Origin of the sequence: Fodinisporobacter ferrooxydans, assembly GCF_022818495.1 — a bacterium.
Taxonomy (GTDB): domain Bacteria; phylum Bacillota; class Bacilli; order Tumebacillales; family MYW30-H2; genus Fodinisporobacter; species Fodinisporobacter ferrooxydans.
In genome coordinates, this window is sequence record NZ_CP089291.1 from 3,553,910 (window position 1) to 3,577,545 (window position 23,636).

Consider the following 23,636-nt stretch of genomic DNA (forward strand, 5'->3'; position numbering starts at 1 on the left):
TTGCCGAATGTGAATCGTTACAGCCATAATTTTTACAACCAGATCTGTTCAACAAAATTGACATTGTCTTTATTTTTGCATAACATGATTATATGAGTATTTGTTCATATAGGTGGTGTTCCTATGATAACGCGGATGGATGAAGATTGTTGCAAGGAATCCATTGTGCACCAAGAGGCGGTAGCAGATTGTCTTCCCGGACAATTGAGCGAACCATTGATTGCAGGAATCGCCGAGTCTTTCAAAGCACTTTCGGATCCGACTCGCATTCGTATTCTGCACAATTTATCCAAACGCGAACTTTGTGTGTGTGATCTTGCGGAAGTGCTTGGCATGACACAATCGGCAGTCTCGCACCAACTGCGCTATTTGCGAACATTGCGCATCGTAAAAAGCCGGAGGGAAGGCAATACGATTTTCTATACATGCGACGATGCCCACATTGTCGGTTTGCTGCAAATGGGAATTGACCACGCCTTCCACGTTGAAACAGATAAGGAGAATAGCCATGGCGCATAATCATACACACAGTCATGGACATGGTCACGATCATGGACATGGAGAAGTGTTTCACTCACATGCCCCTGTCGGCAAAATGAAACAAGCGTTTCTTTTCACTCTTTTCATTCTGGTCGTTGAGGTCATAGGCGGTCTTTTCTCCCATAGTCTGGCATTGTTGTCGGATGCCGGACATGTATTGACAGATATAGCAGCGATCGGTTTATCCTGGTTCGCCCTCAAGCAAGCGGAGAAACCTTCAAACCAAAATATGACGTTCGGATACTATCGGTCAGGCATTTTGGCGGCTCTTATCAATGGGATTACCCTGATTCTGATTACCATCTGGATTTTATGGGAAGCATACGGCCGCTTTCAGCATCCGGAACCTGTGCAAAGCACCTGGATGTTCGTGAGTGCAGGTGTGGGACTCTTGATCAATCTCTATCTTGGACTCGGCATGCGCCACGAAGACGATATCAATGTCAAAAGCGCGGTCTTGCACATGCTTGGCGATGCTGCTGCATCTGCCGGCGTGATCGTTGGCGGCGTCATCATTTTGCTGACGAAATCGTCGATCGTTGACCCGATTTTGAGCGTATGTATTGCTCTTTTGATTGCATTCGGAGCATGGCGGATCGTCAAACAAACGACGGTAATTCTTATGGAAGGCACACCACAGGGGATCGATTTTCAAAAAGTTGTAAATGAAATAAAATTGGTACCGAATATAAAAGATGTACACGATGTGCATCTATGGAGCATTACGAGCGGAAAAAATGCCATGTCCTGCCATGTCGTGCTCGACGGTGATATGACCATACGGGACAGCCAGGCGATTCTGCGGGATATGGAACACCGATTGATTCATTTGGGAATTGGTCATGTGACGATTCAAACAGAAGACTGTGATCATCCACATGAAAATTCTGAACTCTGTGCAGCCAAGGAAGTTCATCACCATCATTGAGAAACAAGGCATGAAGGGCTGAGAACATGCCATCGCAAAATATGGCTGTTAAATGAAATAAACAGTTGTATAGATAAACAGCGGTATAGAATGAACGGATTGTACAGGATCGTATGTATCATGGTTGTTGTTGTTCCAAAAAGCACCCTTAGGGTGCTTTTTTTGTGAGATGTTGTTCTTTTTTGTTTCATGTTTATCATTTTATTCGAAATGGAACATATATTTAATCTTGAAAACAGAACGATACAAACACCATGAACACTTTTAGGGAGTGCAGTATAAATTCACTTGCTATTTACAATTGTTAAGGGGGAGTAGGAACGCATGAAAAAGAAAATTGCAACACTCGGTTTGGTTGTAAGCGCATTCTCGATCACGTTGGCTGGTTGCGGAACTTCGTCTGGTGCACCGAACAGCGCAACAGCAACCACTCAGACTACCCAATCGAAGGAAACGAATAAACCTGTCATTGGAGTTACTTTGATGACATTGACGAATCCATATTTTGCTACGATGGCTCGCGCTTTAAAAGCGTATGGCGCCCAACACGGCATGCAAGTCGTGGTAGAAGGCGCCAACAATAGCCAATCCCAACAGCTCCAGCAGGTAGACGCCTTTATCGAGCAGCATGTTGCGGCTGTCATTATGGCGCCACCCGATGCATCTGCCGCAGTAAGCGCAGTTACAGCCTTAAATAAGGCGAATATTCCGGTATTTACAATTGATAGCAATGTCGATACGAACGCCTTGCAGAAATCAGGCGGAAAGATTAAAGAGTTTGTAGGTTCCGATAATTTTAAAGCAGGTGTAATCGCCGGAGAGGAAATGGCTCAATATTTGAACGGAAAAGGTGCGATTGGAATCGTCGATTTCAAGACTGCGCAATCCGTTCAAACGCGAGACAAGGGATTCTTCAGTGTGATCAACAAATATCCGGGAATCAAAGTGGTTTCCGATTTGGATGGCGCAGGCAGCACGCCGGGAGGATTGAAGGCAGCTTCCGAAATGCTTGCAGCACACCCGGAAATCAAGGCGATTTATGACATTAACGCTCCCAGCGGTTTAGGCGCAGTGCAAGCCATCAAAGCGGCTAATAAAGTGGGTCAGGTTGCGGTAATTGGTCTTTCCGGCAGCCAAGCCGCAGTGCAAGCCATTGAAGACAACAGCGTTTTTAAATTTGGGGCGATGCAGCAGCCGACGGTTGAATCCAAAATCGCGATCGAGAACATTGATAAATATCTCCATAAACAGTCCATTCCTCCACAAGTTTTAACAGATATTATAAAGATTGATAAACAAGACGCGGCAAAATATCAATCCGTTGCTTATCACTAAAATGGATGAAATACCCAATTGGCAAATTTATGCTTCCCTTTGGGGGTGAACGATTATGTCTGACTCTATCATGACTGCAGCTAACCTGCAAAAATCTTATAGCGGTGTCACCGTTCTTCATGATTTTTCGTTGACCATTCGCCCGGGGGAAGTGCATGCCTTGATTGGGCACAATGGAGCCGGAAAATCCACTGTGATTCGGATGTTGTCCGGCTCCGAACTCCCAACGTCCGGGCGAATATTTGTCAACGGAGGGGAGGCTTCCCTGTCCTCTCCGCGAATCGCACGCCATCTGGGTATTTATACGGTTTTTCAGGAACTGCGCTTGATTGATGAATTGACGATTGCACAAAACATTTTTCTTGGCAATGAAATAAGTTCCAAAGGATTTTTGAATAAACAACGAATGGAACAACTCGCCCGTGATATTTTACACTCGCATAAGTTAGGTTACCTAGATGTCAAAACGAAAGTGAAGCATCTTTCTCACGCGGAAAAACAGTTGATTGAAATCGTGAGTTCCTTAAACAACGACGCCCGATTGATCCTTTTGGATGAACCGACTACGGCACTCCAAGCCGCAGAAATTGAAAATTTGTTGGATACCATCCGCTCGCTGTCCAAAAAGGGAATTTCATTTTTATTCATCACACACAAAATTGACGAGGCGTTTTCGGTTTGCAGTCATGTGACTGTATTGCGCAATGGACATATGGTTTCATCTGTGCCAATTGAACAAACCAATCAGAAGCAGGTGCTCGAATATGTGGCGGGCCGTGAACTTGTGGAAGTACAACACAAAGAGTCATATAACCGAAAACAGGCGGAAGTGTGTCTGAACGTACAAGATTTAAAATCGGATGTACTTGATATTCGCAGCTTTGTGCTTAGGAGAGGACAGATCGTAGGGCTGTATGGCCTTGTGGGATCTGGGCGCACGGAATTCTTGGAAACCCTGTTTGGTGCACGCCGCTATACATCTGGGGAAATCTTCTTAGAAGGGCATTTGTATCGCCCGAAGTCACCCGTGCATGCCGTACGTAACGGAATCTTGCTGCTAACCGAAGAACGCAAACGAAACGGCATTGTTCCACTGATGGATTCTCGTACCAACATGATACTTGCAAGTTTGCGAGACTTTCAGAAATTCGGCTTCTTGGAACGCTCGAAAATTGAACAGCGAACCAGCGAATATGTGGCGAAACTTTCCATTCAAGGCGACATCCGTCAGCCGATTACAAGCTTGAGCGGCGGCAACCAGCAAAAAGTGTTGTTGGCCCGCTGGCTGCTCCCAAATGGTCGGATTCTCATGCTGGATGAGCCGACAAAAGGCGTTGATATTGGTGTGAAAACGGAGATTCACGCGATCATACGAAATTTGGCACGTGAGGGGTATGCAATTCTTGTAGTTTCTTCCGAGGTCGAAGAGATTGTCGCAGTCTCTGATACAGTCGCCGTCATGCAGCAAGGGAGCATCAAGACGTTGCTAGAAGGAGAAGACATTTCGGAAGAACGGCTCCTTACCGAGTCTTTGGAGGGACACAAAGATGAAAACAAAGTTTCCCAATGAGCTCGGCATCACAATCGTTCTAATTGTAATTGCCGTGATTCTATCATTTCTGTCGCAGATGTTTTTCACTACATCGAATATTTTTACACTGCTTTTAAATACAGTCAATATTGGCTTGCTTGCGCTTGGCCAGGCGTTTGTTTTGTTAACTGGCGGAATTGATCTATCTGTTGGTTCTGTTTTGGCACTTTCCGGTGTCCTCACAGCACTTGTGTTTCAAGCACACTTTCCGTGGTATATCGCATCGATCATCGGAATTTTGTCAGGTATGGCGACCGGATTGTTCAATGGACTTGTGATTCGTTATACCAAAGTGCCGGCATTTATTGTGACATTTGCATCAATGGGAGTGGCGTCGAGCATTCCACTGATTGTGACACAAGCGAACCCGATACCGATTTTCGATAAAACATTCGCCTTCTTGGGCCAAGGGTTCGTATTCTCCGTGATTCCCTTTCCAGTCATTGTGTTTGTGGCTGTGGCAATCCTTGCACATATCGTTCTTTCCCGAACTGTTTTTGGTATTCATGTATATTCCTTTGGCGGAAACCGGGAATCCTCCCGTCTTTCCGGTATCAATACTTCCAGGGTCGAGATACTTGTTTACATGATCAGCGGCACATTAGCAGGTCTGAGCGGCGTGATTCTAGCTTCCCGCCTCGCTTCCGGCTATCCGACGGCCGGTGCTGACAACGAGCTGTTCCAGGCGATTTCCGCTGCAGTCGTAGGTGGGGTCAGTCTGTTTGGAGGTGTCGGAACGATCCCTGGTGCATTTGTTGGGGCACTCATCATAGGAACTTTGTCAGATGGCATGAACATCCTAAACGTGAACAGCTATTGGCAGCCTTTGGTGATTGGCGTTGTCATTCTCATTGCCGTAACGGTGGATACACTCCGTTCAGCAGAGAAAGGGAGGCTTCCATCTTGGTTGAAACGATTTGGCAAAAAGGCAACGATGCAAGCGGTCAGTGTGATGGATGAAAAAGCATCAAAGACTTAATGCCTGGGAATGCAGTTGTACTTAGGCGAGGAGGGGAATTTACTTGCAGCTTATGATGGGAATTGACCTAGGTACATCCAGTGTAAAAGTCATTGTATCAGATTGGAAGCAAGGAATCGTCGCCCGCAGCATCCGAAGCTACGATGTTCAGACACCAGCCTTTGGATACGCGGAGCAAAATCCAAATGAATGGCTGCATGCGACGATTGCAGCCATTCTGGAAATCAATACAGATATCCTGCAGCAAATCGCAGGAATCGCATTTACGGGACAAATGCACGCTGTGCTGGCGATTGATGAATCGTTTCGTCCATTGACGCCTGCCATGTTGTGGTTTGATACACGAGCACATGTCGAAGCACAGACACTCGCCCGTGAATTTCGTGTCAAAAAGCTTGGGTGCGGGGATCTGGTGCCGGATCCTACACTTCCTTTATCGAAAATTCGTTGGCTCAGAGACAAAGGGAATTTAGATTGGTCGAAAGCGATTTATGTAATCGGCGCAAAGGATTGGATACGCTGCCAATTTGGCGGAAGTTTGTTGACGGATGGGTCCGAGGCATCCGGAACGCAACTGTTCGATGTGCTTGCACACGACTGGGATCAGAGCTTGGTGCAAGCAGCCGGCATAGAGATTCAAAATCTTCCGAAGGTGGTTTCTTCGACGTCTGTGGATGGTGGGTTATGCTCTGGTATCGCAAAGCAAACTAGATTGCCAGAGGGGTGCCCCCTGTTTGTGGGCGGCGGAGACTTCCCGACCGCCATGGGATTGCTTGACTTTACATCCGGAGACGTCGTCATCAACATTGGAACCGCCGGACAAATTGCAACACGTACGAACAGTCTCCGGCGAAAATCAGGATTCACCCGTTTTGCGGAAGTCCATTCGAAGGGTTGGCTTGAACTGATTCCCCTACTATCGATTGGTTTGTGTATGACATGGTGGCATGGCATTTTGGGCAATTCCGGCCGTGACCGTGTTTGGCCAAGTGGATCGAGCAAACGGCCGAGCACCCATCCGCTTGTGTTTCTGCCGCAAATCGCCGGTGAAAGGCCATGGCATCCCAATCCGGTGTCATTCGGGGGATTTCTCGGTTTGCGGGCAGAGCACAGTACGGATGACTTGTCCTTAGCAGTCATGGAAGGCGTTGTGATGTCCGTTCGAGAGGCATTTGATCAGTTGCTGGGTCCATCAGAAATGGCATCCGGGCGAATATTTTTGACCGGATCGCGGGAGTTCACACTTCTTATGGCGGAAGAAATCAGCTCAGCACTTGGGCGGCCGATACGGGTTCGCCACTTCACGGAACCTACGGCTGAGGGAGCTGCTTATCTTGCATTTCTCGGCAACAAGGTGGCAGATGGAACCATTTCACCATCCCAATGGTCCACCGAAACAACAGTGGCGCCGAATGCAGTGAAGATGGAACATTACCAGTCTTTGTACCGACTCTATCAACGGGCGCGAGGATTGCAGTCGGAATTGCATTCGTATTTCTAACATGTGCGGAGTGTTTATATGCTAAGTCAAGAGCGGCAAACGCGAATTGCAGAAATGATGTCGAAACAGCGCATGGTGAAAGTGGCAGATTTGACCAAGTTGTTTTCGGTTTCTGAAATGACGATCCGCAGAGATCTCGACGTACTTGAAAAAAAAGGCATCCTGAAAAAAGTATATGGGGGTGCAGTTGCAAAACGACTGACAATTGAAGAAATGCAGGATATTCCGATTCAAGTTCGCAGTGTCAACCGGATCGCGGAAAAAAGGGCGATTGCCGAACGAGCCGTGAATTTGATTCAACCGAACGACGTCGTCATTTTGGATGCAGGCACGACTACATTAGAGATTGCTCGCCTGATTCGGCATCGGTCGGACCTGGTAGTTATCACAAATTCCATTCCAGCAGCTTATGAGCTCACCGGAAGCGCCGTGACGCTAATTATTTTAGGAGGTCAGGTACGGGGTACTTCCCATTCTGTCGTCGGTGCCAAAGCAAATCAGTTTTTGTCCGATCTGGTCTCAAGCATATTGTTTCTCGGGGCCGCCAGTTTGTCGATCGAACAAGGGATCATGAATTCTAACCTGGATGAATCAGAGATCAAAAGACACATGATGGATCATTCTGAGAAAGTAGTCGTGGTCTCAGATACAAGCAAATTTCAATCCCAGTCCTACCATGTGTTTGCACGGTGGAACGAGATAGGCACATTGATCACCGATGCAGGACTATCTTTCGAGTCTCAATATGAACTGGAAAAACAGGGAGTAGAAGTCCTGACGGCACCCGTTACAAACTTGTCCAATTTCTAATCCAGGACTATATTGACGTCTTTCCTATTGTTGCCGTTAGCCTTTTGGGGGAGAAGGTGGTGATTCGAGTGAATAAAATGGCAGATGGACGGGGACCGAAGGTATTGCTTGCGGGACACAATAGTTTGGATATCATCCCTGATTTATCGTCACTTGCTGCTGGCTTTGCCGCATTTCGTCCAGGTTCCTTAATTCATACGCAAGGTGTCCGGTTTGCTACAGGCGGTGCTGTGCTTAACACTGGATTGGCATTGCATCGGCTTGGCATGCGTGTACGGCTGTTGATAAAAGTCGGACGTGATCCATTTGGCCAGATTCTGCAGACGTTAATCACAGACCAGTTGAACATCGCAACCGAATGTGGACAAACGGAGCTAATGCTTGTCGAGGAAGAAGCCGCTGGAACATCTTTTACGCTCGTACTCAGTCCGAAAAACGCTGATCGCATGTTTGTCGGGTACTCCGGTACCAACCAAACATTCTCCGCAAGCGATGTGAAAGAGGACGATCTGGAAGACGTTGCGTTGTTTCATTTCGGGTATCCGCCACTTCTTGAAAAGATGTATTCGGATGGAGGGAAAGCATTGGCAGCATTGTTTGCACATGTACGGCGGCGAGGCATAGTGACATCCCTGGATATGTGTATGCCGGATGTGCAAGGAGAGTCAAGCAGAGTGGATTGGCCATCATTTCTTGCCAATGTACTGCCTCACGTCGATGTTTTTATGCCGAGCATGGAAGAGATCATGTTTATGTTGGATCGTGAGCGTTTTGATGCAATAAAATCTTCTGGAAGGGAGTTTATCGCTTCCATTACGGAGCGTGATTTGGTCTCTATAGGGCAAGCGCTTGTCGATATGGGAGCTCGTATTGTCGGGTTGAAGCTGGGGGATTACGGGCTGTATATGCGGACGGGATCCTGTCATTCGGACAATGCCGGCGATATCGTGCGACCGCGATGGTGGAAGTCGCTCTGCAGGATGGATTGGAGCGACCGGGAGTTGTATATCCCCTGCTTTTCCGTTCTTGTCACCGGAACGACCGGCGCCGGGGATTGTACCATTGCCGGATTTCTTAGCGGGATGCTGCACGAACTCACGATCGAAACATGCATGACACACGCAGTTGCGGTTGGTGCATGCAGTGTCGAGCAAGTAGACGCAACGAGTGGAGTACCGTCTTGGAAAGATGTTCAGGACCGGATCAAGCAGGGCTGGCCGATGTTGGAGTCCGGGATTCCACTGAAGGATTGGAAACAACACGACGGAGTGTATTACGGTCCACGAGACAGGAACAGGGTTCATGGATGATTTCAAGCAATCTTTAAACATTCATCCATCGATGTTCAACATATTTTTGGAAAACTCTGAGAGGAGAATGCAAAGTTGATGACCCAAATGGAGTGCCGTCTCTGGCGGCAGAAAGCACGTGCCTTCTTGGATAAGGCCGGGATTGTTCTGACCAATGAAGAATCTGAGCACATTGAAGTAGCGGATCTAGGGCTGGGGGAATTTGAACGTACCGGTCTCCAATTGATCACATATGTCAACAATGATCGCTATTGTGCCAAAGAGTTGATTCTGCTGCCGCGGCAAACTTGTCCTGAGCACAGACATCCCCCGGTCAACGGTGATCCGGGGAAGCGCGAAACGTTTCGCTGCTGCTTTGGAAACGTGTATCTCTACGTTGAAGGTCCTCCGTCGGAACAGATTCAGGCAACGATTCCCATGGGAAGTGAAGCGTACTACACGGTGTTTCACCAAATCGAGCTAAATCCTGGAGAGCAATATACGATTCCAGAGAACACGCTCCACTGGTTTCAAGCTGGTGACGGGGGTGCGGTGGTGTCGGAATTCTCTACAACGAGCCGAGACGAGTTTGATATTTTTACAGATCCCAGGATCCGACGGGTGCCGGAAATTGCAGGCGAGGATGTAATGGAATCGCAAGATATCGGATCTCCATCGGATGAGGATATCATCTCGTGATAGCCCGCTTATTCAGGCAGGTACATGTTTGCCATTTACGGAGGTGTGTTACATGACGGGAAAAGCATATCGTATGGGCCGGTTGTTTCATCCGCAAGATGGCAGGACAGTTATATTGCCGGTCGACCATGGTGTAGCGATTGGACACGTGGAAGGACTGCGGAATCCAGTTTCCGTGCTTCGTGACCTTGTAGAAGAAGGTCCGGATGCCGTTTTGCTAAATCCGGGGCTTAATCGGGCGGCATCCGATGTGTTTAACCATACCGGTGCCCCCGCTCGTATTTTAACGGTCGATACGTTTTTCTATGACAATGCAGCATTTGTGCAGGATCGAATTGGCTGGGCCGAAAGAGCGGTTGTCGATGGATACGATGGAATGAAGGTTTTGCTCCCCTGGGATACATCGATACAAGAGCGGATGGCCACTACCCGCTTAGTAGCCGAGTTGATAAAAGAATCGGAAACATGGCAGATTCCCATTATTGTCGAGCCAACTTTACTGCGCGGCACAAATCAAGACATTCGCACATTGTCTGACGGTGTTCGAATTGGTTTTGAGCTTGGTGCGGATATCTTGAAGACACCGTATCCGGCATCTGCGGAAATCTTGCAGGAATGGGTTGAATCCTTCAAGGTGCCGATTGTCCTTTTGGGTGGGCCAAAAGGGAGTTCTGATGCGGATTTGTTGCGTTCTGTCGCAGATGCGATGCGTGTTGGCGCCAAAGGTGTTGCGATCGGTCGCAACGTGTGGCAGCGAACCGCTCCAGAAGCGAAAGCGTTCTTTAAACAATTGATTCAAATTGTACATCCGGAAATTTAATACATGAAAGCAAAGGCCTGCGTATCTGTGCTTGATGTCACACAGAGGCAGGCCCATTTTTTGCGTATTTTGAGTTGAATACGAGTCGAAGTACAAATCGCAAACGTTTGAATCACACAATTTGAAAAAGCTCGTACATAGTTAAGCAATACAAAATTCCGTATATATTAGGATTTGTTTACAAATTCAATCGAATTGGAAATTCATTTTTTGAGGAAGTGCCAGCTTGTATCCGGCAAATTGGTCTTTTGATAGGAGGTATGAGCCGTGTTTTGTAACAATATACATTCATAATTTAAAGCATACGTATTTAAGGAGGGAGCCAATATGGACGGAGTATTTGGATTGTATACACGTTGGGCAGTCGTGTTCCTCATTATTTTTGTTCTGTTCTTCTTGCTTGTTCCAGGTGCAGGGTACTAATAAAACAGTATGAACGGCAGCATTTCGCTGCTGTTTTACATAGGATTTGACATATGAAAGAAAACAGCAGCTATTTTACTACTGTTTTCGTATAGAAAGCTTAAAAACGACTTACGCTTACGCCACCTCCGCCGCCGCCAAAGGTTCCTCCGCCACCTCCGCCATTAATTCCTCCGCCACCTCCGCTGCCGCCGTTGCCAGCATTTGTATTGTTGTTTCTATTTCGATTTGTATTTCGATTCGTATCGGAATTGGTATCTTTAACAATTGGCCTGTTTGTAATGTTAATATTTGCAGGCTTCAACTCAATATTAATGAAGAGATTAATCGTGTCTTTCCCGTTTCTTATCTGTTTTCGTATTTTGATAATCTCCGAATTGTTTTTATTCGGCTGCTTTTTCGCGTTCATATCAACACTTCCTTTGCAAAATGTAGGTACCTCTAATATAGATAATCGAATGGATGGAATTATGTAACGGACAACCAAACCTGATCATTGATCTATTTTTCTATCGCAATAGGATTTTTGATTCGATTCAAAAAAATTTTGATTGACATATGTTCGATTCGTTAATTTACCTCCAGTTACAAAATACAGGGATGACTGCACAATTTCTTTTTAAATGGTACGTTCACCCCGCATAAGCCGTTTCAATATTCAATTGTTTTACATAAATTGCATCATTCGGTGAGAAAGGAGGGGGTTTGATGTACGGAGCATTTGGAGGTTACACACGCTGGGCAGTAGTGTTCTTGATCATTTTTGTTTTGTTCTTCTTGCTCGTTCCTGCTTATGGTCAAGTCTGTTAAATGGTTCCTGTATATGAAATAAAAGCGGATTATGCGTAAATAAGAAAGAAAAACTTGAGTGGATAGTGTCAATAGACGTTTGTATTTATGATCGGGTTATGCTGTTCATTCAAATTGGAATGCAATGGGAATTTTGAATCAGCGATGAAATTGTGAGTGTTTTTACAATAAGAACAAGCTGGAGGATGTAAAATGAAAGATTTCAAATTGGTAAAAATGGATGATTTCAAAAAAGAACTCCGAAAATTGAAAGTTGACGATTTCAAGGTAGATCAGCCGAAGCTTTCCGAGCATACCATGTTCGATACGGTTGGCGGCACATGCGGTGGCACATGCGGCTTTTGCGGCGGCACATGCGGCGGTGGCGGTGGCGGTGGCGGCGGCACATGCGGCGGCACATGTGGTTTTTGCGGTGGCACATGCGGCGGCGGCGGTGGTGGTGGCGGCGGCACGTGTGGCGGCACATGCGGTGGATGTGGCGGCACATGCGGCGGCGCAGGTGGCCCCAGATGCTTCCGGTGCTTCAGAACACCAGGTACACGGGAATAGGGCGATAGACGTTACTTTCATACCGTACACTTAGCTGCCTAAAGGAAAAAGAGAGCCCCCGCATGAACAATGAATGGTTTGTGCGGGGGCTTTTCAGACACTATGGACAACTAGCGATACATATAGTAATCAGAATGATGAATTAGAATTAGGAAACAACTCACGAGGAGGAGCAAAATGACAAGTGTGAATCCTTCTATGCGCCTAAAAGCCAAAGGGGACACGTTTTTTATCCCCGATCCAAACGGCGGTGTGTATTTTCGGAACAACGAAAGCTCATTTCGTATGGAAGGCAGAACGATTTATCAGTGGATTGAACAACTGATGCCGATGTTTGACGGGGAACTATCGTTGGAAGATTTGACAGACGGATTAGACGATGAATACCGGGATCAGATCTTTGAAATTGCAGAAATATTGCACAAAAACGGCTTTGTCCGGGATGTGAGCCAAGACCATCCCCATCAATTGCCAGATCAGATTCTCGAAAGGTATGCTGCCCAAATCGAATTTCTGGACAATTTCAGCGGATCAGGCGCATACCGGTTTCAGTCCTATCGCCAGGCCAAAGTATTGGCGATCGGCGCTGGCCCGTTTTTTCTCTCGTTGGTCACCGCTTTGCTCGAATCCGGAATCCCCAGGTTCCACGTGTTGGTCACGGACTCAGCACCGACCGATCGGAAGCGGATGGCGGAACTGGTGGCACACGCCCGTAAAGCAGATTCCGAAGTGATGGTAGAGGAGGTCACTCATCGTAAAGAAGGGGTGAATTCTTGGCGGGAAATTGTGCAACCATTCGATTGGATTTTGTATGTGTCACAGCAACACGATGTCGGGGAACTGCAAATTTTGCATGCAATATGCCGGGAGGAGAAAAAGCGGTTGATCCCCGCCATGTGTGTACATCACGTAGGGATAGCAGGTCCTTTGGTGGATTCGGACTCTGAGGGGTGCTTTGAATCGGCGTGGCGCCGCTTGCACAAATCCGCACTTTGCAAAGACCCGCAGTTGCACACGTTTTCTTCCACAGCCGGAGCAATGCTGGCAAATGTGATCGTGTTTGAATTGTTAAAAAAGGTTACGGGAGTGACCGAATCCGATTTGAAGAACAAATTCTTCCTGTTGAATCTCGAGACGCTGGAAGGAAACTGGAATTGGTTCCTGCCTCATCCACTGGTAACCGGTCGGATGTCAGTCCAATGTGTGCAAGATTTCGAGTCGCAACTCGAACGGAAATGCGGCAGCCATGAGTCACTCGAATTGCTTTCTTACTTTAGCAAATTGACATCTGCGGAAACGGGTATTTTTCATATTTGGGGAGAAGGGGAATTGCAGCAGCTTCCGTTAGCCCAGTGTAGAGTTCAGGCAGTCGATCCGCTGACAGAAGGACCGGCCGAACTGTTGCCGGACGTTGTCTGTACAGGTCTGACGCACAAGGAAGCGCGACGGGAGGCGGGGCTGGCCGGGATTGAAGCATATGTATCGAGAATGCTCGTTCCGCTTGTTTCGGCTCTTTCCTCACAGAAAGGAATTGCCGGCATTACGGTAAAGCCGGAGGAATGCATCGGCGTTGGAGCAGGCGAAACCGTTGCAGAAGGCATCTGCCGCGGATTGCAAAGGTGTTTGGACGAGGAACTCAGTCGGCAACAGGCAGCTCAGCCGTATACGGTCTGTCCTGTACAGTTAGGTACAGTAGAGGATGAACGTTGCCAGTTTTATTTGCAGGCATTGAACACGCTGCAAGGAGCTCCGACAATCGGCTTAGGACAGGAAATTTGCGGATTTCCTGCAGTATGGATCGGTATGAGTGGCCGCTGGCACTGCAATGCCGGATTGAATCTGACGATGGCGTTGCAACATGCGTTGCAACAAGCAGTGCTTGCGGCACAAAACAAAACGGCTTGCCTCACGACACAAGCGCATGAAGTTTCGTCCGTACATCTGGAAGAATCGACTTCGCAATCTCTTGTCATCTCCTCATGTGAAAAGGTGGAACAATCCGAGGTAGTGCGGTCTGCCTTGGAAATCTTGAAACGGAATCGCAAGAAGCTCTTGGTGTTGGACCTGGCGTTCGAGCCGTTTTTGAAAGAGGAACTTGCAGGTGTGTTTGGCGTGTTGTTGCGGGAGGAGGAATCCCGGTGAGCGCCGTCGTGTTGATTGTCGGAGAAGGGATATTGATGGATTACGTGTGTGAAAAACTATCCAGCAAATATACGGTCATCCGTCAAATCGATTTTACGACAGGAGTCCCGGAGATCCTGGATTTGGCCATGGTGCTGCACGATACTTGGCAACCCTCTGTACATCTGAAAGCGGAAGAGGTGTTACAGGCGGCTGGCGTCCCTTGGCTGCGCGGATTCGTCTCATTTGGGGAAGGCGTGATCGGCCCGCTGGTTCGCCCAGGTGTGCAAGGATGTTCACAGTGTGCAGACATGCGGCTTCTGATGGCAAGACGTGACCGCAAGGAGATGTGGGAGATCCAGCGGCAAATAGCGGCAGACGAAGGAATTCCGCGGGATGTTTGGGCTTCGCGCACGGGGCTTTTGCAGATGGCTCACCTGCTTGCGGCGGAGGCGCAAAGAATATTACAAGGCAGCAAGGCACATTTGGAAGAGCGTGTGTTTTTGCTTAACCTGAAGATGCTGAAGGGCTCACGACACTTCTTTCTGCCCGATCCGACGTGTCCCGTTTGCGGGCGGCTGCCGGACGACTCAGCGAATGCGGCGCAGATTTCGCTGCAACCAAACCCGAAGTTCCGAACGGACGTGTATCGTTGCCGTCCGATGAATGACCTGAAGGAAGTTCTGGTCAAAGATTATCTGGATAACCGGACTGGATTTTTGAATGGGAAAGTGTATGATTTGGAGTCTCCGTTTGCCACCGTAGGCATGAATTTGCCGCTGACCATCGGGGACGAGGCGACGGCAGGCCGCACTCTTTCGTTTGCGGAAAGCGAGCTGACTGCCATTTTAGAGGGGATTGAACGGCACGGGGGTCTGGCTGCCCAAGGCAAACGGACGGTGGTATATGATAGTTTCCGCAATTTGGGCGATCAAGCATTGAATCCCCTTGCAGTGGGAGTGCACGCGCAGGAACAGTATGCACGTCCTGATTTTCCATTTCAATCGTTTGACCCGGATCGCCAAATCCATTGGGTATGGGGCTATTCATTTATGCAAGAGCGTCCGATCCTGGTTCCGGAGCTGCTTGCCTATTACAGCTTGGGCTGCGGAGAGGGGTTTGTTTATGAAACTTCCAACGGATGCGCTTTGGGCGGAAGTTTGGAGGAGGCTATTTTTCACGGCATTTTGGAAGTGGTGGAGCGCGATTCATTCCTGATGACATGGTATGCGCAACTGCCCCTTCCGCGCCTCGATCCGTATTCGGCGAAAGACCGGGAATTGCGGTTAATGATCGACCATTTGCGGGCGGTAACGAGTTTTGAGCTATATATGTTTAACGCAACGATGGAAAACGGGATACCCAGCGTTTGGGTTTTGGCAAAAAACAGGAGGAAACAAGGAGTGAATCTTATCTGTGCAGCCGGAGCGCATGTAGATCCGGTGCGGGCAGTGAAAGGCGCGATTCATGAGTTAGCCGGTATGCTCCTGACGTTTAATAAAAAATTTGAGGCAAATCGAGAGAAGTATGTACGAATGTTCTACGATCCGTTCGAGGTGAAACAGATGGATGATCATTCGATGTTGTACAGTTTGCCGCAAGCGGAAGAGCGTCTGCAATTTTTGCTGAATGACGATCGCCCGCTGCGAACATTTGCAGAGGAATTCAAACAGCAGTGGAAGCATGCGGATTTAACGGATGATCTAAAGGACATTCTGCAAGTGTTTCGTAGCTTGAACCTCGATGTAATCGTTGTGGACCAGACGACGCCGGAGATGAAAAGAAACAGGCTGCATTGCGTAAAAGTGCTGATACCGGGAATGTTGCCGATGACGTTCGGGCATCATCTGACTCGCTTGGAGGGGCTGGAGAGGGTTTTGAATATACCTATGGAACTCGGATATACACCACAACCACTTACGCCTGAACAACTCAATCCACATCCACATCCGTTTCCATAAGTCGTGGCTGGGAGGTAGAAGTATGAACTTAGAGGCATTTCTGCACGATCTGCACTTTGACATTGATAGGATGATTCATCCAGAAGGCTGGGAGGTAGATTGGGAAGATGCACCACTTCCCTATAAACTTTATCGTGGCTTACCTGTGGTTCCATTGTCTTCGGAAGTACCACTGACGCTTACAGCAGGAACATGTTCCACGCAGCCTAATCTTCTCGGAATTGGACATTTTCTATGGTACGCATTCGGGCTCACACAATTCGCACAGTCAGAATTTGCTTTTGCTGGAAAGGAACAAGGACCAATACAGAGGCAGTTTCACCGGAGATTCGTTCCAGCTGGAGGTGGACTATATCCGAATGAGTTGTACGTGTATCTAAAAATTAAAGACTTGCCTACCGGAGTCTACCATTATGATGTGGCACACCATCGCTTAGTGTTACTGCGAGAAGGTCAATTTGACTCCTATCTTATACAGGCTCTTGGCAATCAATGTGATATGGCTGCTTGTTTTGGCGCAGTCTTTGTATCGACGATGTTTTGGAAAAATTTCTTTAAATATCATAACTTTGCTTATCGCTTACAAGGGCTGGATGCGGGAGTTTTGATTGGTCAATTGTTGGAAGTGGCAAAACAGTTTAACTTTACAACAGGTGTATACTTTCAGTTTCTGGATCGGGCCATCAACCATTTGCTTGGAATATCCGAACTGGAAGAAAGCGTATATGCGGTCATTCCACTCTCACAAGAACCTTTTAATGTTTGGTTTATTACAGGAGATGGCAAAGAAGGTACCACCATCTCAGCAGCTGAATTGTGTCAGGAGTTGACCGCTGTTCATCATCATCACTATGTCCGATCACAGAGGATGAAGGAATATCCAATGTTAATCAAGATGAACGAAGCTTCCATGTTGGAATCCGTGCGATCGTTTCGGCAAATGGATGATTGTAGAGGTGTTAACTATTCAGGGCGATTAATACCTCTGCCCGATGTGAAACGACTAAAATATGACCTGTCAGCAGCCTCTATGAAACGGTATTCACCAGGACTCGATTTTGTTTTGAGAAAAGTTGATTTAACACAACTGGCAATGTTGTTGCATGAAGCAACGGCTTCCTTTTCGTATCAAAATGATTTGGATGGAACACAAAAGAATCCAAAGCCGCGAGTCTCATTATTTGTCAATTTGTATGGAATTGAGGGAATTCCAGATGGCGCTTATCAATATGACAGCGCTGTACATGCGTTAAGGCTCATACGTTCTGGGGATCATCGGCTCTCGTTGCAGCTAGGGTATCTCTATAATGTAAATCTGTTTCAAGTTCCTATCTGCCTACATGTGGCTGGGGATCAGAATCATCTTATACCCACGATGGGATACAGAGGATATCGCATCCAACAAATGGAAGCTGGCATGCTCACACAGCGGTTATCGCTTATTGCATGTGCCATAGGTTTAGGGAGCCATGTAATCCTTGGATTTGATGTGAACACAGCGAACAAAATCTTTGGGATGGCTCCCCAAGCGCAAACAAGCCTCGTCCAACTCCCCATCGGTTCCCATCGACCTCCGTGTAAATTGGAAGGAAGTTTACGTAGCTAAGTGGGAGTCTTGAAAACAAGAGAGGCAATGCTTGAAGGAGAGGGGGCTATTTTATATGGATCTTGTGGTTCGTCCAGTACAAACAATCGATGCCTCTTCTATCCATCGAATCAGTATACAAGACACTGTTTACCCAAATATGTTTTGCCTGCCAAGTCTGCGGGTAGAACAAATGACAGCTTTACTGAACAATTTAGGACCGAATGAGCATGAATTTGTTGCGGAACTCGACGGAACCGTAGTTGGGTATGTGGGTCTGAACCAGGAACATGGACGAAAGAATCACATCGGCTATCTTTTCATCGGGGTTGACGGAAAGCACCATGGCAAAGGCATAGGTACTGCACTTTTAAACAAGATACTCGACTTGGCTGATCACTGGCTTTTGCTGGAGAGGGTTGAACTTGAGGTACTTGCAACAAATCCACGGGCACAATCCTTGTATGAACGGTTCGGATTTGTTGTCGAGGGAAGAAAAAAAGGCGCCATGATACATGCAGGGAAGTATGTCGATGTAGTCTTTTTAGCCAGACTGCGTCCAAATGGCATCCTTTCAAAAGTATAGGCAGTACGAGACAAAGGGAGATCGGGGGGATTTTATGTCTCATTCCAAAGAATATCACGGTTGCGTTGACACTGAGTACCTACAAACTGTGGCGTCCGGATTTGGATTTTTCAAATCTCGCACATATGAGCTCATGCGAGTGCAAACCGGGCAAACCGTATTGGATGTTGGATGTGGACCGGGAATCGATACCGTAGCGCTCGGCATATTGATTGGTCCATCCGGCAAGGTATTTGGCATCGATTTGGATCCGGAAATGATCGTTGCTGCACATGAAAGCGCAAAGCGTCAAGGGATGGAAGCATGGGTACACCACCAGCAGGCAGATGCTTCCAGCCTCCCCTTCGATTCTGACGGATTCGACGGGGTGCGCAGCGAATGTACATTTCAGCATCTGGCCGACCCGGAAAAGGTGCTTTATGAAATGATTCGTGTGACCAAACCGGGAGGGTGGATTGTTGTACTCGATACAGACCACTCAAGTTTCACCGTTGATACAGTACACAAGGAAATCGAATGGAAGATTCGCCGGCACCGTCCGGAGTTGCTTCGCAACGGTTACTCCGGACGTGAACTGTATGGCCTGTTCAAGAAAGCGAACGTACAGAATGTTACGTATGAGGTACATGCATCTTCCACAACTGATTTTTCGCTTGTTCAATATGTTCTCCGTTGGCACGACGCCATTGAGAAACTGATTGACGGCGGCATCGTGACGGCAGTGGAAGCGGCAGCGATCAACAGCGAACTCGAACAGCGAAACTCCAAAGGCACATTTTTTTGCTACGGGACATTTACGATCGTCACGGGTCGAAAAGGATAAGCCTCTCCTGATCTTCTCAAAAATCAATAGTGGCGTGCTTCCAAACGAAGTTGCCGCCTCTATTCATGCATCTTTTCCATTGTCTGTTTGGTTGCTCGACGAGCTTCATCAAGTCCGCCCAACAGTGTTCTCATGCCTGCGAACAGAATTGGGGGAGTGTAAGAGAGTGCGATTTTGGACAAAGGCCAATTCACTCCCCAGACGAATACAAGAAATATGATCAGCAAAGCGGGAAAACCGTAGTCCACCATACCCTTGCTGGGTATGGTGTGTCAACCCGCGAACGATCATTATTGTATTTGCTGGATTCATTTTTAAGCGGCTACGTAAGCTGCACATGTATTCAGGGAGTGGGTGGCAAATGAAAGAAATGAGACATAATGGAGGTTGGGGAAAGATGATATCATTTGGAAGTTATTTTTAATAGGGCATTGATCTTGCTTTAAGCCAACTTGCAATTTCTTCTAAAAGAGGTTTATTTTCAGCTACATATATGGTGTATTCATAAAGCTCTAATTCATATTGTTCTGTTATGTAATAACCATTCAATTCCAGGTAAATAAGTGCGCAGGCAAGAGCTGTTCTTTTATTTCCATCATTGAATAATTGTTTCGTGGCAAATCCTTCTAAATAAACGGCAGCCTTCATAAATAAACCAGGGTATTGTTCCTCACCGAAATATTCTGTAAACGGTTTTTCGGCCATGAAACTAATCAACCCTGGTTCTTTTTCACCCGATAATCCGCCAAATTCATTGAGATACATATCATGAATTTCAACGATCTGTTCTCTTGTAAGCTCAATGTACATCTAGTTCTTCGCCAACTTTTCAAACGATTTTTTGTGACGATCCATAACACGCTTTGCTGCTGCCAATGCTTGTGCGTTACTAACCGGAATTCTCTTTGGAGTTGGCTGTGCTTTGTTAATTGCCATGTCATCCCTCTTTTCCTTCATTCCGCAATTACCTCCTATAAAGCAGATTCGCCAAAGATTCAACGATTTAAACTTTGTATGAGATAGTATGCGAAATCTATTGTTTATATGATTATATATCGGATTCATAGATTAGTAAATATTTCTAATCTTCATAATTGCCCAAGTCATTGGAATTCTTTACTTCTTGCATGTACTCGCTTGGACAAGATTTTAGGAAGAAGGGAGGTTGTTTGTACGGCTCCGTATTATTAACTTCTTTTAGATTCCAGCTCATATTTGTTATAAAATATGAGAAATGGAAGGAGGTTGACGATAAAAAAACTATTTCGCACATCACGGGTTTCGAAGTTTGATAAATGGAATTAAAATTATAGCATACACTTCTTGGAAAAACAAGGTATAAAATGAGTAATATGTTCTGATGTGCAACGAATTGAATGATTATGTTGGGAAAAAATTCGTGTTTGTTTTAAGGAAAGAAGGATTTTGAATGACTGGACTGCCAAGACCGGCAAAACGAGTGATGGAGATTGCTTTGCCTGCGATTGCTGAGGCATATCTGCAAAACTTGTTAGGCGTAGTAGATTCCTTTTTTATTGCAAAACTAGTGCGTAATGGCGTAAGTAACGCGTTATAATAATTACATTTTCAGAAGCTTACCAGCATAAGTCCAACGAAAGGGTTTGGCCAAATGTTCGTTATAGTAATCAATAAATGCGGCAATACGCTGCTCTAAATCTTCGACTGACACAAAGCTGGCGCGTTTATTCAGAAGACGGCGTGAGAGTATGCTAAACCAACATTCAATTTGGTTGAGCCAAGAAGAATGTTTAGGCGTGTAGATCACGCGAATACGATGGCTAGGATCGGTAAGAAACGCGGCGCGGGATTCCATCGTTTTCAGAACGCCGGACTTGCCCTTTTCACCAAGTGCTTCTTCCGGTATGCCGCACTCCGCAGCTACGAAACGAACCAGAGACTCGGACTTATGCGTGTTCAATTGATCCATCACGAGCAGGTAAGGTGCTGTTGGATCATGGCGGACCACTTGGCGGATATGCTCCACAAAGTCGGCTTCATTACGTGTCGCCTGAATCATCGGAGCGATCAACTGGCCCGTGACGACATCGCGTGAAGCGGTAAGACTGGTCGTGCCATGCCGGATGTATTCCTGCTCGACGCGCTCCACTTGCCCCGGTTTCATCGGTTTCGTGGCCTGTGCGCGTTCTAACGCCTGAATACCCGTTTTTTCATCCGTGCATAAAACGTGTACTCCTTGTTCAGCGAGTTCCGATGCCTCATGATAAGCGTCACACACCTGTTTCACTTGTTGATGGTACAACTCGGGATCATCGATCTTCGGATTGAGCCATCCTTTCACTTGATGGGGTTTCAAGTCCGCTTCGTTTTAAAAAACGCCCGACCTGACGCGTCGAAATCGAGGAAACGATGCCACGTTTTACCGCTTCGCGGGCAAGCAATCCGGGTGTCCAATGACTAAACGGCAGTTCCAAGCTTTCGGGTGTCTGGCAGGCTAAGGTCAGGATATGGGCGACTTCCTCGGCTGTAAACGCAGACGGTCTACCCGATCGTTGTTCGTCGGTTAAGGCCGCTTCAATTTTCGCTTTCAGCGCATGAGGGCGATGGGTTTCGACTTGTTCCAGTTCCACCGCAAAAGTTGACCAGCGCTTCCTCCACCGCTTTACGGTATCGACACTGAGGCTGAGACGTCGAGCCAGTTCGCAATTGTTGACCTCTTGTGCCGAAAGTAAAATGATCTTGGCTCGCTCGATGAAATGCAGCGGTGTGTGGGTTCCTTTGGCCATCTTCTCCAGCACTTTTCGTTGCCGTTCGCTCAGTACGATTTTAATTGCGGTTTGTTTATGCAAAATATATCCGTCCCATTCTATGAATCTTTTGCTTCACAGTATATCATAGATTCATAGTCATTGGATAATTCAGCCATTTTACACTAGGTCTTTTGGCGATCGATGCCGTAGGAGTCACAAATATTTATAGCATGACGTATACAGGTGTATTTCTGGCCATTTCGGCGGCAATATCCGTTTTTCTGGCACGCGCAGCAGGAGCAAAGGAACTGGCAAAGGGTAAATCGTCCATTTGGCATGGGTTACTTATCGCATTGGTATCCGGTGCATTCACAGGAATGCTCTCGGTTATTTTTGCAAAACCGCTTTTACATATCATGGGGGCTTACGGGTCTTTGGAAGAGACCGCATTGCCTTATTTTCGGGTAGTGTTGGGAATTTCGCCACTTATCGCTGTATTTACGGCACAATCTGCTGCATTCCGCGCTATAGGAGATACCAAGACACCTTTGCGAATCGGTCTTGAAATGAATCTGATTCATGTTGTGTTCGACTATGTCTTGATTTTCGGCATTGGCCCGTTCAAAGGTTACGGCTTGTATGGTGCAGCTTGGGCAATGGTGCTTGCAAGAATCTACGCATGGATCCGTCTATGGTACAAGTCTCGCAAAGTTTGTGCGCTGCATCTGAACATGGAGGATGTCAAGCTTCGCAGGAAGTTATTCATGCGAATGATCCGCTTTGCGATCCCTGCTGCTGTTGAACGATTATCTATGCGGCTTGGCCAGGTAATATATTTCGGATTGATCGTGCGTATGGGTGTCGAAGTGTATGCAACACATAACATTGCAGGAACACTCACTACGTTTGCATTTACAATCGGCAATGGATTTGCAACTGCAGCAACTGCCACGATCGGGCAGGCGATTGGCAGCGGGGACGCATCTGAAGTGCGTTTGTACAGACGATGGAGTTACATACAGTCTGCCATCGCCATGACAATAGTGACAGCGTTGCTTTGTCTGCTTAGTCCGTGGATCGGCTTGTTTTTTACACAGAATCAAAATGTCATTCATTTGCTTACCGTTATTTTGGCTATCGATACTTTTTCACAACCTTTTCTTGCGGCTGTTTTAGTGGATACAGCTGCCATTCAGGCAGGTGGAAACAGTCAATATCCGATGCTTGTCACAACGATTGGCATATGGGTTATACGGACACTCGGAGTCTATATATTTGCATGGCGACTCGGGTTTGGATTGCCTGCCGTGTGGGTGAGCATTGCTTTTGACAATGCGTTGCGCGCAGGATTATTTTATTGGTATAGAAAAAGAAAAAACTGGGTTGTTTCACTGAAGCTTAAATAATGTTTTCAAAAGCCACTCCAATCAAATGAGAGTGGCTTAAAAATAAAGCTTGCAGCGCTTGGCATCCTTACCCGATCATACGAATTGACTTAAATGGTTTCTGAAAAATAAGGATAAAGTTGGATGATTAGGGAAATGTAGTGTATGAACA

The 23,636-nt window shown here is 46.9% G+C and carries 23 protein-coding genes and 1 pseudogene; 18 read left to right on the forward strand and 6 right to left on the reverse strand.

Going from position 1 to position 23,636, the window contains the following annotated elements; translation table 11 throughout:
• The first annotated feature begins 123 nt into the window (after window positions 1–123).
• The 10 genes from LSG31_RS17070 to LSG31_RS17115 all read left to right on the forward strand — a co-directional run bounded on the left by LSG31_RS17070 (window position 124) and on the right by LSG31_RS17115 (window position 10,492).
• The gene (locus LSG31_RS17070; RefSeq protein ID WP_347436257.1) at window positions 124–519 is read left to right on the forward strand and encodes an ArsR/SmtB family transcription factor; all 396 of its coding nucleotides are present in this window, start codon (window positions 124–126) and stop codon (window positions 517–519) included.
• Window positions 509–1,468, forward strand: coding sequence for a cation diffusion facilitator family transporter (locus LSG31_RS17075; protein WP_347436258.1), 960 nt, complete (start codon window positions 509–511; stop codon window positions 1,466–1,468). Before LSG31_RS17070 ends, LSG31_RS17075 begins: the two co-directional genes overlap by 11 nt.
• A 324-nt stretch (window positions 1,469–1,792) precedes the next feature.
• Complete coding sequence (locus LSG31_RS17080; protein WP_347436259.1) at window positions 1,793–2,803, forward strand: substrate-binding domain-containing protein; 1,011 nt, start codon at window positions 1,793–1,795, stop codon at window positions 2,801–2,803.
• Window positions 2,804–2,858: 55 nt separating this feature from the next.
• On the forward strand, window positions 2,859–4,373 hold the full coding sequence (locus tag LSG31_RS17085; RefSeq protein WP_347436260.1) for a sugar ABC transporter ATP-binding protein: 1,515 nt from the start codon (window positions 2,859–2,861) through the stop codon (window positions 4,371–4,373).
• On the forward strand, window positions 4,351–5,373 hold the full coding sequence (locus tag LSG31_RS17090) for an ABC transporter permease (RefSeq protein ID WP_347436261.1): 1,023 nt from the start codon (window positions 4,351–4,353) through the stop codon (window positions 5,371–5,373). Before LSG31_RS17085 ends, LSG31_RS17090 begins: the two co-directional genes overlap by 23 nt.
• Before the next feature lie 52 nt (window positions 5,374–5,425).
• Window positions 5,426–6,874 (forward strand): FGGY family carbohydrate kinase, encoded by a 1,449-nt coding sequence (locus LSG31_RS17095; RefSeq protein WP_347439548.1) that lies wholly within the window; start codon window positions 5,426–5,428, stop codon window positions 6,872–6,874.
• A gap of 18 nt (window positions 6,875–6,892) precedes the next feature.
• Window positions 6,893–7,684 carry a DeoR/GlpR family DNA-binding transcription regulator gene (locus LSG31_RS17100; protein WP_347436262.1) on the forward strand — a complete coding sequence of 264 codons (792 nt, stop codon included), beginning with the start codon at window positions 6,893–6,895 and terminating at the stop codon, window positions 7,682–7,684.
• Window positions 7,685–7,761: 77 nt separating this feature from the next.
• A complete protein-coding gene (locus LSG31_RS17105) occupies window positions 7,762–8,994 on the forward strand; it encodes a carbohydrate kinase family protein (protein ID WP_347439549.1) in 1,233 nt (410 codons plus the stop codon).
• 78 nt (window positions 8,995–9,072) lie between these two features.
• The gene (locus LSG31_RS17110) at window positions 9,073–9,672 is read left to right on the forward strand and encodes a D-lyxose/D-mannose family sugar isomerase (RefSeq protein ID WP_347439550.1); all 600 of its coding nucleotides are present in this window, start codon (window positions 9,073–9,075) and stop codon (window positions 9,670–9,672) included.
• A gap of 52 nt (window positions 9,673–9,724) precedes the next feature.
• Window positions 9,725–10,492, forward strand: coding sequence for a class I fructose-bisphosphate aldolase (locus tag LSG31_RS17115; protein ID WP_347436263.1), 768 nt, complete (start codon window positions 9,725–9,727; stop codon window positions 10,490–10,492).
• A gap of 523 nt (window positions 10,493–11,015) precedes the next feature.
• On the opposite strand, the gene LSG31_RS17120 is transcribed toward LSG31_RS17115, so the two are convergent.
• Window positions 11,016–11,324, reverse strand: a complete 309-nt coding sequence (locus LSG31_RS17120; RefSeq protein WP_347436264.1) for a hypothetical protein — start codon at window positions 11,322–11,324, stop codon at window positions 11,016–11,018.
• A 593-nt stretch (window positions 11,325–11,917) separates the two neighbouring features.
• On the opposite strand from LSG31_RS17120, the gene LSG31_RS17125 reads away from it, so the two are divergent.
• The 6 genes from LSG31_RS17125 to LSG31_RS17150 all read left to right on the forward strand — a co-directional run bounded on the left by LSG31_RS17125 (window position 11,918) and on the right by LSG31_RS17150 (window position 19,350).
• On the forward strand, window positions 11,918–12,274 hold the full coding sequence (locus LSG31_RS17125; protein ID WP_347436265.1) for a hypothetical protein: 357 nt from the start codon (window positions 11,918–11,920) through the stop codon (window positions 12,272–12,274).
• A 177-nt stretch (window positions 12,275–12,451) separates the two neighbouring features.
• A complete protein-coding gene (locus tag LSG31_RS17130; RefSeq protein ID WP_347436266.1) occupies window positions 12,452–14,416 on the forward strand; it encodes a putative thiazole-containing bacteriocin maturation protein in 1,965 nt (654 codons plus the stop codon).
• Window positions 14,413–16,356, forward strand: a complete 1,944-nt coding sequence (locus LSG31_RS17135; protein ID WP_347436267.1) for a TOMM precursor leader peptide-binding protein — start codon at window positions 14,413–14,415, stop codon at window positions 16,354–16,356. The genes LSG31_RS17130 and LSG31_RS17135 overlap by 4 nt, the downstream gene beginning before the upstream one ends.
• A gap of 22 nt (window positions 16,357–16,378) precedes the next feature.
• Window positions 16,379–17,962 carry a SagB family peptide dehydrogenase gene (locus LSG31_RS17140; protein WP_347436268.1) on the forward strand — a complete coding sequence of 528 codons (1,584 nt, stop codon included), beginning with the start codon at window positions 16,379–16,381 and terminating at the stop codon, window positions 17,960–17,962.
• A gap of 55 nt (window positions 17,963–18,017) precedes the next feature.
• Window positions 18,018–18,527 carry a GNAT family N-acetyltransferase gene (locus LSG31_RS17145; protein ID WP_347436269.1) on the forward strand — a complete coding sequence of 170 codons (510 nt, stop codon included), beginning with the start codon at window positions 18,018–18,020 and terminating at the stop codon, window positions 18,525–18,527.
• A 34-nt stretch (window positions 18,528–18,561) separates the two neighbouring features.
• Window positions 18,562–19,350, forward strand: a complete 789-nt coding sequence (locus LSG31_RS17150) for a methyltransferase domain-containing protein (RefSeq protein WP_347436270.1) — start codon at window positions 18,562–18,564, stop codon at window positions 19,348–19,350.
• Window positions 19,351–19,460: 110 nt separating this feature from the next.
• On the opposite strand, the pseudogene LSG31_RS17155 reads toward LSG31_RS17150, so the two are convergent.
• The 3 genes and pseudogenes from LSG31_RS17155 to LSG31_RS17165 form a co-directional block, all read right to left on the reverse strand.
• A pseudogene (locus LSG31_RS17155) lies at window positions 19,461–19,601 on the reverse strand (EamA family transporter); the annotation flags it as partial.
• Between the two features lie 169 nt (window positions 19,602–19,770).
• Window positions 19,771–20,160, reverse strand: a complete 390-nt coding sequence (locus tag LSG31_RS17160) for a type II toxin-antitoxin system death-on-curing family toxin (protein WP_347436271.1) — start codon at window positions 20,158–20,160, stop codon at window positions 19,771–19,773.
• Window positions 20,161–20,307, reverse strand: a complete 147-nt coding sequence (locus tag LSG31_RS17165) for a hypothetical protein (RefSeq protein ID WP_347436272.1) — start codon at window positions 20,305–20,307, stop codon at window positions 20,161–20,163.
• Window positions 20,308–20,779: 472 nt separating this feature from the next.
• Between LSG31_RS17165 and LSG31_RS17170 the strand changes: the two genes are divergently transcribed.
• Window positions 20,780–20,926, forward strand: coding sequence for a hypothetical protein (locus LSG31_RS17170; RefSeq protein WP_347436273.1), 147 nt, complete (start codon window positions 20,780–20,782; stop codon window positions 20,924–20,926).
• 3 nt (window positions 20,927–20,929) lie between these two features.
• Here LSG31_RS17170 and LSG31_RS17175 read toward each other — a convergent pair whose 3' ends face one another.
• Both LSG31_RS17175 and LSG31_RS17180 read right to left on the reverse strand, forming a co-directional pair.
• A complete protein-coding gene (locus tag LSG31_RS17175) occupies window positions 20,930–21,685 on the reverse strand; it encodes a transposase (RefSeq protein WP_347435439.1) in 756 nt (251 codons plus the stop codon).
• Window positions 21,639–22,178: a helix-turn-helix domain-containing protein gene (locus tag LSG31_RS17180; protein ID WP_347436274.1), complete on the reverse strand. Its 540-nt coding sequence runs from the start codon at window positions 22,176–22,178 to the stop codon at window positions 21,639–21,641. The genes LSG31_RS17175 and LSG31_RS17180 overlap by 47 nt, the downstream gene beginning before the upstream one ends.
• 92 nt (window positions 22,179–22,270) lie before the next feature.
• Between LSG31_RS17180 and LSG31_RS17185 the strand changes: the two genes are divergently transcribed.
• Window positions 22,271–23,485 (forward strand): MATE family efflux transporter, encoded by a 1,215-nt coding sequence (locus LSG31_RS17185; protein WP_347436275.1) that lies wholly within the window; start codon window positions 22,271–22,273, stop codon window positions 23,483–23,485.
• Window positions 23,486–23,636: the final 151 nt, after the last annotated feature.

Coding starts and splice junctions, on each gene's coding strand:
- LSG31_RS17085 (WP_347436260.1), top strand. CDS start 2,859: ATGTCTGACTCTATCATGACTGCAGCTAACCTGCAAAAATCTTATAGC.
- LSG31_RS17110 (WP_347439550.1), top strand. CDS start 9,073: ATGACCCAAATGGAGTGCCGTCTCTGGCGGCAGAAAGCACGTGCCTTC.
- LSG31_RS17090 (WP_347436261.1), top strand. CDS start 4,351: ATGAAAACAAAGTTTCCCAATGAGCTCGGCATCACAATCGTTCTAATT.
- LSG31_RS17170 (WP_347436273.1), top strand. CDS start 20,780: ATGACTGGACTGCCAAGACCGGCAAAACGAGTGATGGAGATTGCTTTG.
- LSG31_RS17160 (WP_347436271.1), bottom strand. CDS start 20,160: ATGTACATTGAGCTTACAAGAGAACAGATCGTTGAAATTCATGATATG.
- LSG31_RS17095 (WP_347439548.1), top strand. CDS start 5,426: ATGATGGGAATTGACCTAGGTACATCCAGTGTAAAAGTCATTGTATCA.
- LSG31_RS17120 (WP_347436264.1), bottom strand. CDS start 11,324: ATGAACGCGAAAAAGCAGCCGAATAAAAACAATTCGGAGATTATCAAA.
- LSG31_RS17150 (WP_347436270.1), top strand. CDS start 18,562: ATGTCTCATTCCAAAGAATATCACGGTTGCGTTGACACTGAGTACCTA.
- LSG31_RS17080 (WP_347436259.1), top strand. CDS start 1,793: ATGAAAAAGAAAATTGCAACACTCGGTTTGGTTGTAAGCGCATTCTCG.
- LSG31_RS17075 (WP_347436258.1), top strand. CDS start 509: ATGGCGCATAATCATACACACAGTCATGGACATGGTCACGATCATGGA.
- LSG31_RS17105 (WP_347439549.1), top strand. CDS start 7,762: ATGGCAGATGGACGGGGACCGAAGGTATTGCTTGCGGGACACAATAGT.
- LSG31_RS17100 (WP_347436262.1), top strand. CDS start 6,893: ATGCTAAGTCAAGAGCGGCAAACGCGAATTGCAGAAATGATGTCGAAA.
- LSG31_RS17140 (WP_347436268.1), top strand. CDS start 16,379: ATGAACTTAGAGGCATTTCTGCACGATCTGCACTTTGACATTGATAGG.
- LSG31_RS17165 (WP_347436272.1), bottom strand. CDS start 20,307: ATGAAGGAAAAGAGGGATGACATGGCAATTAACAAAGCACAGCCAACT.
- LSG31_RS17130 (WP_347436266.1), top strand. CDS start 12,452: ATGACAAGTGTGAATCCTTCTATGCGCCTAAAAGCCAAAGGGGACACG.
- LSG31_RS17070 (WP_347436257.1), top strand. CDS start 124: ATGATAACGCGGATGGATGAAGATTGTTGCAAGGAATCCATTGTGCAC.
- LSG31_RS17145 (WP_347436269.1), top strand. CDS start 18,018: ATGGATCTTGTGGTTCGTCCAGTACAAACAATCGATGCCTCTTCTATC.
- LSG31_RS17115 (WP_347436263.1), top strand. CDS start 9,725: ATGACGGGAAAAGCATATCGTATGGGCCGGTTGTTTCATCCGCAAGAT.
- LSG31_RS17125 (WP_347436265.1), top strand. CDS start 11,918: ATGAAAGATTTCAAATTGGTAAAAATGGATGATTTCAAAAAAGAACTC.